This is a genomic window from Aquirufa nivalisilvae, assembly GCF_003143535.1.
Taxonomy (GTDB): domain Bacteria; phylum Bacteroidota; class Bacteroidia; order Cytophagales; family Spirosomataceae; genus Aquirufa; species Aquirufa nivalisilvae.
In genome coordinates this window covers 268,114-285,587 of sequence record NZ_CP029346.1, presented here as the reverse complement: position 1 = coordinate 285,587, position 17,474 = coordinate 268,114, and the positions used below count along the sequence as shown (strand labels likewise).

19 protein-coding genes are annotated in these 17,474 nt (G+C 40.4%); 10 read left to right on the top strand and 9 right to left on the bottom strand.

Annotated features, from left to right (window positions below; genetic code table 11):
• Positions 1-85: 85 nt before the first annotated feature.
• Both eno and HME7025_RS01220 read left to right on the top strand, forming a co-directional pair.
• Positions 86-1,363, top strand: coding sequence for a phosphopyruvate hydratase (eno, locus tag HME7025_RS01225; RefSeq protein ID WP_109321895.1), 1,278 nt, complete (start codon positions 86-88; stop codon positions 1,361-1,363).
• A gap of 4 nt (positions 1,364-1,367) precedes the next feature.
• Complete coding sequence (locus HME7025_RS01220) at positions 1,368-1,685, top strand: FtsB family cell division protein (RefSeq protein WP_109321894.1); 318 nt, start codon at positions 1,368-1,370, stop codon at positions 1,683-1,685.
• A 162-nt stretch (positions 1,686-1,847) separates the two neighbouring features.
• Here HME7025_RS01220 and HME7025_RS01215 read toward each other — a convergent pair whose 3' ends face one another.
• The 3 genes from HME7025_RS01215 to HME7025_RS01205 are packed head-to-tail and all read right to left on the bottom strand — an operon-like array spanning position 1,848 to position 4,818.
• Complete coding sequence (locus HME7025_RS01215; protein WP_109321893.1) at positions 1,848-2,507, bottom strand: acetyltransferase; 660 nt, start codon at positions 2,505-2,507, stop codon at positions 1,848-1,850.
• Between the two features lie 55 nt (positions 2,508-2,562).
• Positions 2,563-4,083, bottom strand: a complete 1,521-nt coding sequence (gene gpmI, locus HME7025_RS01210; RefSeq protein WP_109324892.1) for a 2,3-bisphosphoglycerate-independent phosphoglycerate mutase — start codon at positions 4,081-4,083, stop codon at positions 2,563-2,565.
• Positions 4,084-4,134: 51 nt separating this feature from the next.
• Positions 4,135-4,818 (bottom strand): NAD-dependent epimerase/dehydratase family protein, encoded by a 684-nt coding sequence (locus tag HME7025_RS01205; protein WP_109321892.1) that lies wholly within the window; start codon positions 4,816-4,818, stop codon positions 4,135-4,137.
• Between the two features lie 46 nt (positions 4,819-4,864).
• On the opposite strand from HME7025_RS01205, the gene HME7025_RS01200 reads away from it, so the two are divergent.
• Positions 4,865-5,260 (top strand): Dabb family protein, encoded by a 396-nt coding sequence (locus HME7025_RS01200; protein ID WP_161956186.1) that lies wholly within the window; start codon positions 4,865-4,867, stop codon positions 5,258-5,260.
• Between the two features lie 24 nt (positions 5,261-5,284).
• On the top strand, positions 5,285-6,682 hold the full coding sequence (locus HME7025_RS01195; protein WP_109321890.1) for a Gfo/Idh/MocA family protein: 1,398 nt from the start codon (positions 5,285-5,287) through the stop codon (positions 6,680-6,682).
• Between the two features lie 4 nt (positions 6,683-6,686).
• Here the strand turns inward: HME7025_RS01195 and HME7025_RS01190 are convergent, their stop codons facing one another.
• Together HME7025_RS01190 and HME7025_RS01185 are read right to left on the bottom strand one after the other, a co-directional pair.
• Positions 6,687-7,925 (bottom strand): DEAD/DEAH box helicase, encoded by a 1,239-nt coding sequence (locus HME7025_RS01190; protein WP_109321889.1) that lies wholly within the window; start codon positions 7,923-7,925, stop codon positions 6,687-6,689.
• 105 nt (positions 7,926-8,030) lie between these two features.
• Complete coding sequence (locus HME7025_RS01185; protein WP_161956185.1) at positions 8,031-8,702, bottom strand: TVP38/TMEM64 family protein; 672 nt, start codon at positions 8,700-8,702, stop codon at positions 8,031-8,033.
• 92 nt (positions 8,703-8,794) lie between these two features.
• Here HME7025_RS01185 and hisH point away from each other — a divergent pair, with 92 nt between their 5' ends.
• The 5 genes from hisH to HME7025_RS01160 are packed head-to-tail and all read left to right on the top strand — an operon-like array spanning position 8,795 to position 11,831.
• Positions 8,795-9,382, top strand: coding sequence for an imidazole glycerol phosphate synthase subunit HisH (hisH, locus tag HME7025_RS01180; RefSeq protein ID WP_109321887.1), 588 nt, complete (start codon positions 8,795-8,797; stop codon positions 9,380-9,382).
• 3 nt (positions 9,383-9,385) lie between these two features.
• On the top strand, positions 9,386-10,120 hold the full coding sequence (gene hisA, locus HME7025_RS01175) for a 1-(5-phosphoribosyl)-5-[(5-phosphoribosylamino)methylideneamino]imidazole-4-carboxamide isomerase (RefSeq protein ID WP_109324891.1): 735 nt from the start codon (positions 9,386-9,388) through the stop codon (positions 10,118-10,120).
• The gene (hisF, locus tag HME7025_RS01170) at positions 10,114-10,869 is read left to right on the top strand and encodes an imidazole glycerol phosphate synthase subunit HisF (RefSeq protein ID WP_109321886.1); all 756 of its coding nucleotides are present in this window, start codon (positions 10,114-10,116) and stop codon (positions 10,867-10,869) included. The genes hisA and hisF overlap by 7 nt, the downstream gene beginning before the upstream one ends.
• A gap of 25 nt (positions 10,870-10,894) precedes the next feature.
• Positions 10,895-11,491, top strand: a complete 597-nt coding sequence (hisIE, locus tag HME7025_RS01165; RefSeq protein WP_109321885.1) for a bifunctional phosphoribosyl-AMP cyclohydrolase/phosphoribosyl-ATP diphosphatase HisIE — start codon at positions 10,895-10,897, stop codon at positions 11,489-11,491.
• 1 nt (position 11,492) lies between these two features.
• Complete coding sequence (locus HME7025_RS01160; RefSeq protein WP_109321884.1) at positions 11,493-11,831, top strand: phage holin family protein; 339 nt, start codon at positions 11,493-11,495, stop codon at positions 11,829-11,831.
• Here HME7025_RS01160 and HME7025_RS01155 read toward each other — a convergent pair whose 3' ends face one another.
• Positions 11,832-12,221: a hypothetical protein gene (locus HME7025_RS01155; RefSeq protein WP_226998253.1), complete on the bottom strand. Its 390-nt coding sequence runs from the start codon at positions 12,219-12,221 to the stop codon at positions 11,832-11,834.
• A 68-nt stretch (positions 12,222-12,289) separates the two neighbouring features.
• Here HME7025_RS01155 and HME7025_RS01150 point away from each other — a divergent pair, with 68 nt between their 5' ends.
• Positions 12,290-13,441 (top strand): glycerate kinase, encoded by a 1,152-nt coding sequence (locus HME7025_RS01150; RefSeq protein ID WP_109321883.1) that lies wholly within the window; start codon positions 12,290-12,292, stop codon positions 13,439-13,441.
• Here HME7025_RS01150 and HME7025_RS01145 read toward each other — a convergent pair.
• Genes HME7025_RS01145 through ggt form a run of 3 tightly spaced genes read right to left on the bottom strand, consistent with a single transcriptional unit; the run spans position 13,436 to position 17,372 of the window.
• Positions 13,436-14,581 (bottom strand): methionine aminotransferase, encoded by a 1,146-nt coding sequence (locus HME7025_RS01145; protein ID WP_109321882.1) that lies wholly within the window; start codon positions 14,579-14,581, stop codon positions 13,436-13,438. The two genes, HME7025_RS01150 and HME7025_RS01145, sit on opposite strands and share 6 nt — an antisense overlap.
• A 1-nt stretch (position 14,582) precedes the next feature.
• Positions 14,583-15,674: an N-acetylglucosamine-6-phosphate deacetylase gene (nagA, locus tag HME7025_RS01140; protein ID WP_109321881.1), complete on the bottom strand. Its 1,092-nt coding sequence runs from the start codon at positions 15,672-15,674 to the stop codon at positions 14,583-14,585.
• Positions 15,675-15,683: 9 nt separating this feature from the next.
• A complete protein-coding gene (gene ggt, locus HME7025_RS01135; RefSeq protein WP_109321880.1) occupies positions 15,684-17,372 on the bottom strand; it encodes a gamma-glutamyltransferase in 1,689 nt (562 codons plus the stop codon).
• Between the last annotated feature and the right edge of the window lie 102 nt (positions 17,373-17,474).

Sequence of the window (17,474 nt, the reverse complement as noted above, 5' to 3'; positions counted from 1 at the left end):
TGATTTTATCTAAAAATTACGTTATTTTGCAGGGCAATTTAATCAATTACAACGTAATCCATTTATTCACAATAATAATTATACGATGAGTGCAATACAGTACGTTCACGCAAGACAAATTTTAGATTCACGTGGAAATCCCACAATCGAAGTAGACATCAAAACAGAAGATGGTGCTTTCGGTCGTGCAGCCGTTCCTTCTGGAGCCTCTACAGGTATCCATGAAGCAGTGGAATTACGCGATGAAGATAAATCTGTTTATGTAGGAAAAGGCGTTTTAAAAGCCGTAGAAAACGTAAACACAACTATCGCAGAGGAATTATGGGGCCTAGAGGTATCTGAGCAGAACATGATCGACCGTTTGATGATCGAATTAGACGGTACACATAACAAAGGAAAATTAGGAGCTAATGCTATTTTAGGTGTTTCTATGGCAGTAGCTAAAGCTGCAGCTCAAGAAGCAGGTCTTCCACTTTACCGTTACATCGGTGGAGTAAATGCTAATACGCTTCCTGTACCTATGATGAACATCTTAAATGGTGGTTCTCACGCTGATAATAGCATCGACTTCCAAGAGTTTATGGTAATGCCAGCTAAGGCAGAAAGTTTCTCACATGCACTACGTATGGGTACAGAGGTTTTTCATGCTTTGAAAGGAGTATTGAAAAGCAAAGGATATTCAACCAACGTAGGAGATGAAGGTGGTTTTGCACCAAACATCAAGTCAAACGAAGAGGCTATCGAAATCGTTTTACAATCGATTGAAAAAGCAGGTTACAAACCAGGTGAGGAAATCTTCATTGCTATGGATGCTGCTTCGTCTGAATTCTTTGATGAGAAAACTGGATTGTATACTTTCAAAAAATCTGATGGTAAGCAATTGAACAACATGGAAATGGCTGCTTATTGGCAGACTTGGGTGAACAAATACCCAATCATTTCGATTGAAGATGGTATGGCTGAAGATGATTGGGCTGGTTGGGCTGAGCAAACTAAATTGATCGGTTCTAAGTGTCAATTAGTTGGTGACGATTTATTCGTTACGAATGTGAAGCGTTTACAACAAGGTATTGAGCAAGGTGTAGCTAATGCTGTTTTGGTGAAAGTAAACCAAATCGGTTCATTAACTGAAACAATTGATACAGTTAACCTAGCTAAACGTAATTCATACAAAAACATCATGTCACACCGTTCAGGAGAAACTGAAGATGCGACCATCGCTGACTTGGCTGTAGCTTTAAATACAGGTCAAATCAAAACTGGTTCTGCTTCACGTTCTGACCGTATGGCTAAATACAACCAATTGCTTCGTATTGAGGAAGAATTAGGTGCTAACGCTTATTTCCCAGGTTTGAATTTCTAAGATCATGGATCGCGTTAAAGGGCTTTTTCTTGGAAAATATCGCTTCTATGTAATCTCTACTAGTATAATGCTAGTTTGGATGTTCTTTTTAGATACTAATGACCTTCGGGTACAATACCGTCTTTGGAACGAACTTAGAGTGATGAAGAATGAGAAAGCCTTTTACCAACAAAAATTAAAAGAATTGGAAAAAGAACGCCGAATGGTGGTCGGAAACCCAGCCTTGTTGGAAAAATATGCGCGTGAAAAATATCTAATGAAACGACCCAATGAAGATATTTTTGTCATCGTCGATGAAGAAAATAAACCTTTGGAACCCTAACAAAAAAAGCTCCCAGCAAATGGGAGCTTTTTTTATGTCTTTACCGATAAGATAAGATTTGTATTCGTTAATTTTGATTATCAATTTCTTGGACAATATGGTTAAATCTGAATCGTTTTCCACAACGCTGTCAAGGTTTGGAACCTTGCCAGCGTTAGGAAATTAAAACTTCAAATCCTTACTGGAAATCGTTGATTTCTCCGCAGCATTTCCCTTCCAAACACTCCAAGGATCAGTTCTTTGTTTCATGACCGTAGCTCCCATACTAACGAAGGTTCCTTCGCCAATTACTGAGCTATCACGAATAGTAGCATTAACGCCAAAGAAACAATAGTCATTCACTTGACAATTACCAGAAAGGACTATTTGGGAAGTGAAAAATACATGATTCCCAATACGACTATGATGTCCAATGTGGTTGCCCGACCATAACACACAGTTGTTTCCAATCTGCACATAGGGCTGAATCGTATTATCTTCCAAAATGAAACAGTTTTCTCCAATTTTATCCGTCAAAACGGTGGCACGAGAACTGATATAGGAAATGTATTTATACCCTTTTTCTAAACCTTGCTCATACACCCTTGCCCGAACTTGATTCATCCCAGCCGCTGTCATAGGCGCAAAAAACAAGTATTCCGAAGGTGAGAATTGCTTTTCTACCGTTTCAAATGGCACTAATGGCAATCCATGAAATTCGGGCTCTTTAATATACTGTTCTTCCACAGTGAAACCTGCTACTTCATGCTCACTGTCATTTTGTAAATAATATAAAGCTAACTCGGCTGACTGTGTATTTCCAAAAATGATAACCTTTCCCATATATTCAATCGATCCAATGATTCAAATACAAAAACGTAAATGTGACAGAAATTAATTAAAATAACGCAACTCCTGTCATTTCTTTAGGTTGCTCTACTCCCATTAACTTTAAGATCGTAGGGGCAATATCACCTAACTTTCCGTTTGACAAGGTAGGGTGGTCATGTGCATCGACTAAAATACACGGGACTAAATTAGTGGAGTGTGCCGTATTCGGTGAACCATCTTCATTAATCATCACATCAGCATTTCCATGATCAGCAATGATGATAAAACTATAGCCATGAGCTAAACCTGCTTTCACAACTGCCTCTGCACATTGGTCTACAGTTTCTACTGCCTTAACCACAGCAGGGAAAACACCTGTATGACCCACCATATCTGGATTAGCAAAATTCAAACACACAAAATCAACTTCTTCTTTTTCCAATTCTGGAATCAAAGCATCCCTTAAATCAGCAGCTGACATTTCAGGCTGTAAATCATAGGTTGCCACCTTAGGAGAATTTCTTAAAATATTCGTTTGACCCACAAACGGCGTCTCACGACCTCCTGAAAAGAAAAAGGTAACGTGTGGATACTTTTCTGTTTCTGCAATACGAATTTGCTTTTTACCCGCTCCTTCTAACACCTCACCTAAGGTCATCGGTAAGTTAGAATCATTGAATATGACATGCACGTTATTAAACTCTTTGTCGTATTCTGTCATAGTCAAATAATACAAGTTCAAACGATGCATATTTTCCTCATGGAAATCTTTCTGCGTTAAAGCTTGCGTTATTTCCCGTCCACGGTCAGTACGGAAATTGAAACAAATCACCACATCTCCTTCAGATATTTTAGCCAGTGGAGTACCTTGGGCATCCGTTGCAATGATTGGTTTAATAAATTCATCTGTTACATCAGCAGCATAACTATCCTTTATGGACTGAATGACATCTTGCGTTAAATGACCTTCTGCATTAACCATAGCATGGTAAGCTAAAGCTACACGCTCCCAACGGTTATCACGGTCCATAGCAAAATAACGGCCAGTAACGGAGGCTACATGAGCGCCAGTCTTATCACAATGTTGAACTAAATCTGTCATGAACTTCAATCCAGACTTAGGATCAGTATCTCGTCCATCCGTAAACGCATGAACAAAAACTTGTGGCAATTGTGCTTCTTGAGCTGTACTTAATAAAGACTTTAAATGCTCAATATGTGCGTGAACACCACCGTCAGAAACAAGACCCATGAAGTGCACTGCTTTACCTTCTTTTTTAGCATATTCGAAAGCTTTCGCTAGTTCAGGCTCTTGACCTAAGGTATTTTCAGTCACTGCTTTATTAATCCTAACCAAATTTTGGTAGACAATACGACCAGCCCCTAAGTTCATATGACCAACTTCTGAGTTCCCCATTTGACCTTCAGGAAGGCCAACAGCTAAACCAGACGCCTCCAATTTAGAATGAGGGTATTGAGTATACAAAGATTTAACAAAAGGGATATTGGCTGCATCTATGGCAGAAACCTTGGGGTTGGTAGCAATGCCCCAACCATCTAATATCATTAGTACAACTTTCTTATTCACGGTATTACATTTATTTCCTATAAAATTAGCCAAATTCAGGGAAAAAATTGGCTATTCCTCCTCGAGAACTTTTGCTAAATGAACAATATCTACCACTTCTATGGTGGTTTTGTCATAACCCTGAATCGTAACTGCCAACATTGCTTGCCCTAACTCCTTCAAAGTACATACCATATTCGGAGCTGCCCAACGTAAAAATGGGTACATCCAATTAATATATTTATAAAACGGTAAAGCATGTTGCAAGCCTGGGGTAGGATGAATCATTCCAGGTCTAAATGCATAAGCCGATTTAAAATGTAATTTCTTAAGATCATTTTCTGTCTTTCCTTTGACTCTAGCCCACATCAAACTTCCTTTTTCTGTGGAATCTGTGCTTTTACCCGATACATAAACAAACGTTAATTCGGGATTATGTTTTTCTAAGGATTTAGCAAAACCCAAAGTTAAGTCGTAGGTCAATTTGGTATACTCCGCCTCATTTTTGCCAATGGAAGTAACTCCTAAACAAAAATAACATGCATCATATCCCTTTACTTGATCTTCTAACTCTTCCGTTTGATAAAAATCCTTCAAAATAATCTCTTTTAATTTCGGATGAGATTTGCCTGATGGACGGCGACTAATGACCAATACTTCTTCCACATGAGGTGAAAGTAAACATTCATGCATGACGCCTTCCCCCACCATACCGGTAACCCCCGTTACGATTACTTTGATTTTTGAATTTTTCATGGTAGAATTGAATTATAATAATTTGAGTTTAAATTTAAATGAACACATGAACAATCGTCGCGAATTTTTACAACAATCTGGCCTTTTAGCCGCAGGTTCAGCACTAACAGGTTCAGCAGCTACTCCTTCTATGAACTTCATCCACCATGTATTGTTTTGGGCTAAAAACCCCAACAACGAAGCCGAAAAAACCCAACTATTCAAAGCCCTCAAATCACTGGGAGGTCTTCCGATGATACAGTCAGCCCATGTTGGCAAACCCATCATTACGGATTTTGACAAACCTGTTACCGAGGGAAGTTATACTTTTTCTGTGGTATTGACTTTTGCTGATGCCGAAAAAGAAAAAGAATATTTATACCATCCTTTGCACAAGAAGTTCATCGATGACAACAAGCATCTGTGGGGGAAGGTTCAAGTAATCGACTCGCAAGCCATATAATTTGACAAAAAACCTATTTTAACTATGAATAATAATCGAAGAGATTTTCTCAAACTAAGTGGATTAGCCGCCTTAGGCGGATCTGCCAAATGGGAAATCAAAGACTTGGCTACCAGCATGCAGGTAGAACAAGGAAAACAAGTTTTTAATATGTCGGGCTATGCAGCCCCTAAAATTGAAACAGTCCGCATTGGATTTATTGGATTAGGAAACCGTGGTTCTGGTGCAATCACCCGAGTTAATCGCATCGATGGAGTAAAGACCATCGCCGTGTGTGATATCAGAAAAGAAAAGTCGGATGCAGCCCTCAATGCTCTTGGTAAAATGGGAATTCAGCCCATTGTTTATACTGAAAAAGAGGAAGCCTGGAAAGCCATGTGCGACCGCCCTGATATTGATTTGATCTACATCGCTACTCCTTGGCATTTACATACCCCAATGGCCGTTTATGCCATGAAACAAGGAAAACATGTGGCCGTGGAAGTTCCTGCAGCCACAACTTTGGAAGAATGCTGGCAATTGGTTGAGACATCAGAAAAGACGAAAAAGCATTGTATGATGCTGGAGAACTGTTGTTATGACTTCTTTGAATTATTGACCCTCAACATGGCACGTCAGGGATATTTTGGCGAAATCATCCATGCTGAAGGAGCTTATTTACATGATTTATTAGATCATAATTTCACCCAAAGTACCTATTACCAAAGCTGGAGATTGAAAGAAAATCTACGCAATGGTAATCTATATCCAACACACGGATTAGGACCTATTTGTCAATTATTGGATATCAACAGAGGAGATCAAATGGATTATTTGGTATCTACGTCAACCAATGATTTCTCCATGCACCCCCGTGCTGTGGAATTGGCAGCCAAGGACCCTTTCTACCAACAATTCACGAATAAGAGTTTCCGTGGAAACATGAATACCACCACCATCCGAACCATAAAAGGCAAAACGATGATGGTACAACACGACGTTTCTACTCCACGACCATATTCTCGTATTCACTTATTGAGCGGGACCAAAGGTATGGCTGTCAAATATCCGGATGCGAAAATTTCAGACCACCATCACAATTGGATATCGGCTGCAGAAATGGCTGAATTGGAGAAAAAATATGCCCCTCCGATTGTCGCTAAGATTGGTGAATTAGCCAAGCAAATTGGCGGGCATGGTGGAATGGACTTTATGATGGATTGGCGCCTGATTGATTGCCTACGCAATGGATTGCCTTTGGATCAAAACGTTTATGATGCAGCTGCCTGGAGCTCTATTGGACCATTAAGTGAGATGTCCGTTAAAAACAGATCTCGCTCCATGAATGTCCCTGATTTTACACGAGGAAGTTGGAAGTCCAATGTACCCGTTGATATCACTTTAGCACAAGGAGGAACAACAGGAGTAAAGGCTCAGAAATAAGCCTTTACTTTTTCTTTTTCCCCCAGAATTTCTTGCCTCCTTTTTTAGGACCAGAAAAATTTCGCCCCTTATCGCCGGCCTTTTGTAAGGCTGGCTCATAAGCGGGACCAGCTCCAAATTCTTCCGGAATGGGGGATTTGATGACTTCTTTTTCCAATAATCGCTCAATACCAGCAAATTTTCTTTGTTCAGCAGGACTGATTAAAGTATATGCGGTACCTTGACTTTCGGCACGAGCCGTACGTCCAATGCGGTGGATATAATCCTCCCCGTCGTTGGGTACGTCATAATTGATCACTAATTCTATCTCGTCGATGTCAATACCCCGACTTAAAATATCAGTAGCCACCAAAATCGTTGTCTTTTTATTTCTAAAATCTTGTAGAACTTGCTCTCTTACATCTTGTTCCAAATCTGAATGGATTTCCTCCACCTTGAATTTGGCCCTTTTTAAGTCGTTTGTAAGTGTTTTTACATTTTGTTTTCTGGAACAAAAAATAATCACTCGACTATAGTCCTTCAAGCGTAACAAATGCTTAATCAGAGGAGATTTTTGTTCTTCAAAGACAACAAAGGCTTCTTGAACAATTTGCTCAGGGGGTTTCGAAACGGCAATATTAATTTCTACTGGATTCTTCAATAGTTTTCTGGCCAATTCCCGCATTTTGTGTGGCATAGTGGCAGAAAATAATAGGTTTTGGCGCTCTGGACTTAAAAAGGAGGTGATTTTGATTAAATCATCTTGGAAGCCCATATCTAGCATTCTGTCAGCTTCATCTAGCACTAAATACTTTACCTCTTTGAGATTGACATAACCCATATTTAAGTGAGCAATCATTCTACCTGGCGTACAAACAACAATATCACAACCGCTGGTTAAGGCTGTTTTTTCAGTCGTAAAAGATTTCCCATCCCCTCCGCCATATACGGCAATACAGGAAACATTGGTAAAATATCCTAAACCCTCCATGTTATCAGCGATTTGTATAGCCAATTCACGAGTAGGAACTATAATTAAGGCATTGATTTGGTTTTCAGCATGCGGTTCGGTAATGATTTTATTCACAATAGGTAGCAAAAATGCTGCCGTTTTACCTGTACCAGTTTGAGCTGAAGCAATAATATCTCTCCCTTCCAAAATTGGCTTTATCACTTGCGATTGTACGGGAGTAGCGGTCTTGTAGCCCATGGAATCGATTCCTGCTAAAAGGCTGTCGGCCAGACCTAATTCTTTAAATGTCAAAATAGTTTGATTAAAATGATGCCTCTTCCGAAGATGGAATAGGAAAGACAAATTTACGCCTTATATCTCACATTTCTTTCAATTTAAGAAAGGAGACCCTACAGCCTAGGCTTTGACCTGTCTTCTGGCCAGAAAGTACATTCCCAGTCCTGATAAAACCAATAAAACTAAACTAGCTCCATCTTGCCAGGAAAATGACTCCGGATGATGCAGCAGATATTCCCAGCTCTTAGCTTGAGTACCTGTCCAAACAGCCAATGCCGTACGAGGTAACATCCCAATCATCCCTGCCAAACAAAAATCCAGAAAACTTACCCCCAAAAAAGACATCATGGCATTGGTTATCGCAAAGGGGAAGATGGGCGAAAGTCGGGCCAGAAAAACCCAAGAAAAGGACTGAGCCTGTACATTAGACAAAAACTGAGCTCCTTTTTTCGTGCGTTTAATCCATCGAATCATGGCATGTCCTTTCCACAATTTGGCCATTCCAAAACCTAGTATAGAAGCTAAGCTATAAGCTACAATCAATGGCCAAATACCTTGAAAACCCCAAATATAGCCTACAAACATCGCCAAAAAAGTCGTAGGGCATAATGCTAAACCCATCACAAATACGGTGGATATCCAAAATAGCACTTGTTGGCTTAGGCTTAAATTCAAAAAAAAGCTTGGATTAGAAACCGCCAAATAGCCTAAAGCAAGACTAGAAATAAAGGGTAATAAACCCATCCACAGCAGGTAAGCAATTTCAAAAAAAAGTTTTTTCCGGAAGCGCATGTGGAAATAGATGGAACAACAAAGATAGGGGAATTTCATAATCCAGCCTATTTGCCTACCTTTGCAAGGCTATTTACCCAGAAAGAAAGCCCATGGAAATTGCCATCGTTAAATACAATGCAGGGAATGTTGCCTCCGTGATGTACGCACTCGATCGAATCGGGGTGCCGTATACTTGGACTGACGATGAAGCAATGTTGCGCCAAGCAGATAAAGTAATCTTTCCGGGTGTGGGTGAGGCAAGTACAGCGATGGCCCATTTGAAAGAAAAAGGCCTAGACCTGCTTATACCTCAATTAAAACAACCTGTTTTGGCCACTTGCATTGGTATGCAATTACTGTGTAAGCATTCAGAAGAAAATGATACTACTTGCATGGGTGTATTTGATGTGGAGGTTAAACGCTTTCAATCCCATGAATTGAAAATCCCACATGTGGGATGGAATTCCATTCATGCCAATCAAGACAACCCTTTGATGAAAGGCTTAAAAAAAGAGGAATTCGTATATTTTGTTCACTCTTTTTATGTTCCCTTGAATTCCTTAACAACCGCCGTTTGTGACTACGTTCAGCCATTTTCAGCGATGCTTCACCAGGACAATTTTTATGCTGCCCAGTTCCACGCTGAAATTAGTGGAATGGCAGGCCAACGAATTATTGAAAATTTTCTCGCTTTATAAATGATGTTCCAACTTATTCCTGCCATAGACTTAATTGGAGGCCAATGTGTACGCTTGACCCAGGGTGATTATGCTCAAAAAAAGGTATACCATTCTGACCCATTGGAGATTGCGAAAGAATTTGAAGGAGCAGGAATCCAACGATTGCATTTGGTAGATTTAGACGGAGCTAAAGCCAAAAAAATTGTCAATGCACATGTATTGGAAAGAATTGCCCATGGAACCAATCTACATATTGATTTTGGTGGTGGAGTTCAATCTGATGAAATGATTGATATGGCTTTTTCTGCTGGTGCCAAACAAATTACAGCAGGAAGTATAGCCGTGAGGCAGCCCGAATTAGTGAGAGCTTGGTTAAAAAAATATGGTCCCGATAAAATCATTTTAGGAGCCGATGCCCAACATGAGCAAATTGCCGTGTCGGGTTGGCAAGAAAATTCCAATATATCCATCTTTGATTTCTTGAAAGATTACTGTGCGGCAGGTGTGAAATATGTCATTTCTACGGATGTGGCTAAAGATGGTCTTTTACAAGGACCAAGTTTTGATTTATACGAAAAGATTCAAGCACAAGAACCCGAATTACAGCTCATTGCCAGTGGCGGGGTGGCTTGTTTAGATGATTTATACCGACTGCGCGACATGAATATATTTGGCGTGATTGTTGGAAAAGCCTTTTATGAAGGACGAATTAGTTTAGCTGAATTAGCCACCTTTGCCAAAGAATCTACATGCTAACCAAAAGAATTATTCCTTGTTTGGACATTAAAGATGGTAGAACTGTTAAAGGAACCAACTTTGTGGATTTGCGAGATGCGGGAGATCCCGTAGAACTCGGAGCCTTGTATGCTCAAGAAGGGGCAGATGAATTGGTATTTTTGGATATCACGGCTACGGTAGATGACCGAAAAACCTTAGTTAATTTGGTTCGTGAAGTGGCTAGACATGTCAATATTCCATTTACAGTTGGTGGTGGAATATCCTCCATTCAAGATGTTTCAGCCTTATTAAATGCTGGTGCAGACAAAGTGTCCATCAATTCTTCAGCTGTTAGAAATCCCGATTTAATTGATGAATTAGCCTTACAATTTGGCTCACAATGTATTATTGTGGCCATTGATACACGTTGGGTGAATGGGACCGATTGGGTACATACACATGGAGGTAGAAAAATTACCGAAATTCAAACCATCCCTTGGGCCAAAGAAGTAGAAAATAGAGGAGCAGGGGAAATCTTATTGACCAGTATGGACGCTGACGGAACCAAAGCAGGTTTTGCCAATGCACTTACCTCCACCATTTCAGGCAATTCATCTATCCCAATTATTGCATCAGGTGGAGCTGGAACTATGGAACACTTTTATGAGGTATTTACGGAAGGAAAAGCAGATGCAGGCTTAGCGGCCAGTATTTTTCACTTCAAAGAAATAGCCATATTAGATTTAAAGAATTACCTAGCCAGCAAAGGAATTCCGATGCGTATTTAATAAATTCACAAGAATTTTTAATAAAATGAACTCAAGCCCCGATTTTTCTAAAGGATTACTACCTGCTGTTATTCAGGATGCCTCCACCTTGCAAGTATTAATGCTTGGATATATGAACGAGGAAGCCTATTTCAAAACACAGGCCGATAATATTGTTACTTTTTATTCCCGTTCAAAAGAGCGCTTATGGACTAAAGGTGAAACTTCGGGCAATTTCTTTCATGTTAAAAACATCTTGTTGGATTGTGACCAAGACACCTTATTAATCCAAGTGGATCCCGTAGGCCCAGCTTGTCATACAGGTGCAGATACTTGTTTCAATACCTCCAATCAAGATAACGCAGCTTGGCTAGATTATTTAAAACACATCATTCGTTCTAGAAAAGGAGCTTCTGCTGACACTTCCTATACCGCATCTTTATTCCAAAAAGGCACCAATAAAGTAGCGCAAAAAGTGGGAGAAGAAGCCGTGGAATTGGTGATTGAAGCCATGTCTAATAATGATGAATTATTCAAGGGCGAAGCTGCCGATTTAGTTTTCCACTTATTGGTATTGCTAGAAGATCGAGGTATTGGATTAGAAGAAATTGTTAAATTGCTACAACAAAGACACGCTAAATAACATGATTGGATTCATCATTCGTTACATCATCATTGCTGGAGTGATTCTAATCATTCCTCGCTATCTAAAAGGCATTGTAGTGGATGGATTCACCACAGCGCTTCTTGTGGCATTGGTCATGGGCTTTCTAAACTCTTTTGTTAAGCCCTTCCTACACATCATCAGTTTCCCCATCACCTTCTTGACATTAGGTTTGTTTTCTTTAGTGATCAACGTGGCAATAGTTTACTTGACGGAACTTTATGTTCCTGGATTTCAGGTAAGCGGATTTGTAGCTCCACTAATCTTCAGCTTTATCGTAAGTTTCTCCAGTACAATAGTGGGTTGGTTTACCAAATAATCAAGGCAAACCATTTTGAAAAGTGATTTCCGTAGCCAATCCAATGGCACTGAATCGAAAAGCCATGCAATAGGCTTGTGAAGGATTGGTGATTTTATCACAGTGTGGTCCTTTTTCTAAGAAATACACATAGTATTCTTGATTGCGATCGGCCAACTGTTGGATATCAGGTTTACCTAAAATATCCTCGATGTCGTTGGAACTCACCCCCTTTAAATTCTCTTTGTGGGTTTTTAACCAAGCTATTTGTGAGGCTCTATTTCCTTGACAACCTGCTTCATCTTGCACAAATTTTTCTACATCAAAACCCGTTAAATCAGGCTGTTTGGTACAGGACGTCAATAGCCCTAGCAACACAAAAAAGCAATAAAATCGGAATGATGAAGACATAGGGCTCTATTTGAAAAGCCAAAAATACAGAAAGGATTCCCGACGAGAAAGCTCTAAGGAATAAATTCATGGATTTAGGCAAATTGTTGGTAAATTCAACTCAAATTCATGTGATGCGCGTATTACTTTGCCCTGATAAATTTAAAGATTCCCTTACCGCGGCAGAAGTCTGTCAGGCCTTAGCTCAAGGGATTAAAAAGTCCTATCCTGAGGCTATCATTCAGTCTTTGCCCTTGGCCGATGGAGGGGAAGGAACCTTGGATGTTATCCAAGAAATTTTCGGAGGAGAATGGGTAAAGGTCATGGTAAAAGATCCTCTTTTTCGAAATATCGAAGCCCCTTATTTATGGGTAAAGGATAGGCAGCATGCCTTCATTGAAATGTCGCGCGCATCTGGAATAGAATTACTTAAAAAAGAAGAGCGAAACCCTGGGGTAACCAGCACTTTTGGTACAGGAGAACTTATCCTACACGCCTTGAAACTGGGAGCTAAACAAATCACTGTAACAGTTGGAGGCTCCGCTACCAATGATGCAGGCATGGGAATGGCCGCAGCATTGGGATTTCTTTTTTTAGATGAGCAAGGAAATGAATTAGCTCCTAAAGGTGAAAATTTGGTGCATATCCGCCAAATCATTCCTAGTCCAATTGAAAACAAATTAAGGCAAATTCAGTTTCAAGTGGCCACCGATGTGCGCAATGTACTACATGGGGCACAAGGAGCAGCGCACGTTTTTGCCAAGCAAAAAGGAGCTGACGAAGAAATGATTAGACAGTTAAACAATGGTTTAATTAATATGTCGACATTCTTCCCCAATAATGAAATCGCTCAAAGCCCAGGGGCAGGAGCTGCAGGAGGATTAGGGGCAGGAGCCATGTTCTTTCTACAGGCAAGCATACATTTAGCTTCTGCTTGGATATTGGATTTAGTTGCTTTTGATCAACATGCCTCCCAAGCCGACGTTATCATCAGTGGTGAGGGGAAAATCGATGTACAATCTTGGGAAGGGAAATTAATCTCCACTGTCATTCAACACAGCCAAACACTTCAAAAACCCATTATTTTAGTATGTGGAGGATTACAAGACAGGGACAAAATACCTGAATCCATGCAGCATATTCCGGTTTACCCCATTTTGGTCCCACCCATTAGTTTAGAGGAGGCCATCACGCAGGCTTCGACTCATTTAGTTCGAATAGGAGAAAGCTTGAAACTATAATTGAACCAATCGATGTGCCGCTTCTAATAATACCTCATCTGATTTGGCAAAACAAAAACGTAAAATCGTATCTCCAGGCGCTTTTTCATAAAATACCGAAATGGGAATGGAGGCTACTTTGATTTCTTTGGTCAATCTTTCTGCCAAATCCACATCCTTTTCATCACTAATTTCCTGGTAGTCCATGCATTGGAAAAAGCTCCCATGGCTGGGTAATAATTTCCATTTACTGCCTTCAAAAGCCGAGGCAAATAAATCCCTCTTTCTTTGGTAAAAATCCGAAAGGCCTAAATAATGGGAGGGTTCTTTCAAATAGTCAGACAAGGCATATTGCAAAGGAGTAGCACTGGAAAAAGTCACCCATTGATGCAATTTTTGGAACTCCTTAGTCAGGTATTCTGGGGCTAAACAATACCCAATCTTCCAGCCCGTAATGTGATAGGTTTTCCCAAAAGAACCACAAACAAAACTCCGTTGACGAAGCTCTGGGTGGAGTAATACAGAGTAATGTTTTTGTCCATCAAAAACAATGTGTTCATACACCTCATCGGAAATAATCAGAATGTTGGTTCCTTTCACTATTTCGGCCAATGCCTCTAAATCATTTTCAGTCCAAATGGATCCTGTAGGATTATGTGGACTATTGACCATGATAGCCCGAGTTTTAGGAGTAATCGTACGCGCCAACTCTTCCCAATCAATTTGGAAGCCGTTTTTGGCATCCATGGACAAATGTATAGGAATTCCTCCTGCCAATCGAACAGCGGGATCATAGGCATCGTAGCTTGGGTCAAACATGATGACTTCATCGCCTGGAAACACGCAACAATGAATGGCACAAAACAAAGCTTCGGTAGCACCTGAAACAACGGTGACTTCTTTACTCGCGTCTAGATCAATGCCATAAAAAAGACTGGTTTTATCAGCAATACTTTGCTTAAAAACGGGTACACCAGCCATGGGGGCATATTGATTATGACCTTTAGAATAAAAAGCCAATAAAGCCTGAAGTTCCTCGGAACAATCAAATCCTGGAAAGCCTTGGGATAAATTCAAAGCCCCATGTTCCGCTGCCAGAGCCGACATTTTTGTAAAAATAGTGGTTTGAACTTGCGCTTGTTTGGAAGGAAAGCTAATCATATTAATCCATCAAAGGTTCTCCATCCAACCATACTTGTTGGACTTTTAAATCATCACTCATATGTATCAAGCAGGCTTTTTTACCCACTTCAATCGTACCCAAATCTTGTTCTAAATTGGCTACTTTAGCTGGATAAAGCGTGGCCATGCGAATTGCCTCCTCCACATCCATTCCCACCTGATGCACGCAGTTCTGAATGGCCAGTTCCATCGTTAAAGCTGAGCCAGAAAGAGTGCCAGTCTCATTAGAAAATTTACCATCCTTTTTATCAAATAAATAAGGGCCTGACACATCATGTGTAACGGCATCTGTAATCAAAAATAAACGGTGTTTTTTCAATTCCTTGGCCAATTTTACCGAACGAAAATCACAGTGCAAGCCATCCACAATGATACTAGTCCATGCCTCGCTCGAAAAGCTTGCTCCGACTAAACCTAGGGCCCGACTTTGCCACTGAGACATGGCATTAAATAAATGAGTTATCCGATTCGCCCCTTTGGCTAAGGCCTGATTGGCTTGATCAATAGTCGCATCAGAATGCCCTAGAGACACCATAATGGGGCTTTTGATGATATAGTCCAATTCCTCCTCAGAAAACATTTCAGGAGCAATGGTCATGTAAATCGGCAAATCTCCGGCACGCTGTACAATTTCTTGGATGTACTCCACACTGGGCTTTTGGACAAATTCTTCTTTGTGTGCTCCCTTTCGGATGGGATTAAAAAATGGCCCTTCCAAATGCAATCCAATTAAACCTTTTCCTCCTTTGGCCAAATAGGCTTTACAAGAGTCAATGGCCTTCCACATGGTTTCTTTGGGAGAACAATTTAACGTAATCTGAAAATGAGTAGTCCCCGTTTTGTGATGTTCTTCAAAGGTCTTGGCAATGGATGCTTCCGTTGGATGGTTGGAAAACAAGAGCTCTCCTCCTCCATAGACTTGTAAATCAATGAATCCGGCACAAACAAAACCACTTCCTTGTAGATCTCCTTCTACTGATTTAATTTCTTGGATGCGGCCTTGGTGTACATGGATTTGTTGATTCACCAACCACTCATGACCTGTAAAAACACGTTTTGCTAAAATAACCATGGATATAATTTAATAACCTGCGGCTTGTCCATCTTTTCTAGACTCCGACGCACCAAAATATACTTTTCTGATAGGATCCCAACGAATAGCCTGATAGCCTCCATAGATTCCATTCATGAAACCTACTTGATGTCCTTTTTGTAATAATTCTCGAATGACTTCATAAGGATATCCACTTTCCAAAGTGATCGTTCCTCCTGTCAATTCCATGGCTTCACCCGTTGGTTCAGAAGAGCCTTCATGATTTAATCTTGGAGCATCGCCTGCTTCTTGAATATTCATACCAAAATCTACTACGTTCATGACAATCTGCACATGACCCATTGGTTGAAAAGCGCCACCCATTACTCCAAAGCTCATAAAAGGTTGTCCGTCTTTGGTAACAAAAGCCGGAATAATGGTATGAAAAGGACGTTTTCCTGGGGCGAAAGTATTGTTTTCTCCTTCATTCAAACTGTACATTTCCCCACGATCTTGAAACATAAAACCTAATCCATCAGGCATCATTCCTGAACCAAAACCGCGGTAATTACTTTGAATCAAAGAAACCATGTTGCCATCTTTATCGGCGATGGTCAAATAAATAGTATCCCCATCTTTTAATGCAGGATTACCTGCATCATAATGCTTCGCAGCACGATTTGCTTGAATCAATTTTCTTCGCTCTGCCGCATAAGATTTGGAAATTAAATTAGCCACAGGAATTTTAGCAAATTCCGGATCAGCATAGTATTTAGCTCGGTCCTCAAATACCAATTTCTTGGCTTCAGTAAACAAGTGAATATGTTCTGCACTACCATGTTTGATTTTAGAGAAATCGTATCCTTCCAAAATATTCAACATTTGCAAAGCTGCTATACCTTGTCCATTGGGAGGTAATTCCCAAACATCAAAACCTCGGTAATTTACCGATACTGGATCGATCCAAGTAGACGTATGTGTGGCTAAATCTTCATAGCTCAAGAAACCGCCGTTTTTCTTCATGAAAGCATCCATGGTTCTGGCCATCTCGCCTTTGTAAAAAGCATCACGACCTTCCTTTCCAATTCTCTCTAAGGTATTGGCTAGGTTAGGGTTTTTAAACACATCACCGACCACAGGCGCTTTGCCGTTGGGATAGTAATGCTGCGCAACATTAGGAAAGCGTCCGTAGTTTGCTTCTACGCGCTGCAAGGCAGAGGCAAATTCCCCATGAACAGGAAAGCCATTTCTAGCATAGGATACTGCCTTTTCTAGCACTTTAGACATGGGCATCGAACCAAATTTCTTATGTAGCTCAAACCAGGCGTCGACGCATCCAGGTACGCTTACTGGAAGAGGTCCCACACTAGGAATGTGTTTCAATCCACGTTTTTTCAATTCGGCCAAGGTCAATGATTTAGGAGATCTGCCTGAACCATTTAAACCATACAGTTTTTTTGTTTTGGCATCCCAAACGATGGCAAATAAGTCGCCCCCTATTCCATTCACATGAGGTTCAACGACACCTTCCATTGCATTGGCGGCAATGGCTGCATCAATGGCATTTCCTCCAGCTTTTAATACATCTAAAGCTGCTTGGGTAGATAATGGATGAGAAGTAGCCGCCATGCCATTTTGGGCAATAACTTCCGAACGAGTAGCCCATAATTTACCATAAGGTCTATCTTGAGCAAAAAGGCTTAAGGGGAATAAAAATAGTAAGAGTAGTTTTTTCATAGTGCCAGCACATTAAGACTTTCAATTTAATGAGATTAATTTGATTATTTATGCGGATGTATCTCGCCTTAACGCTGTCAAGGTTCGAAACCTTGCCAGCGT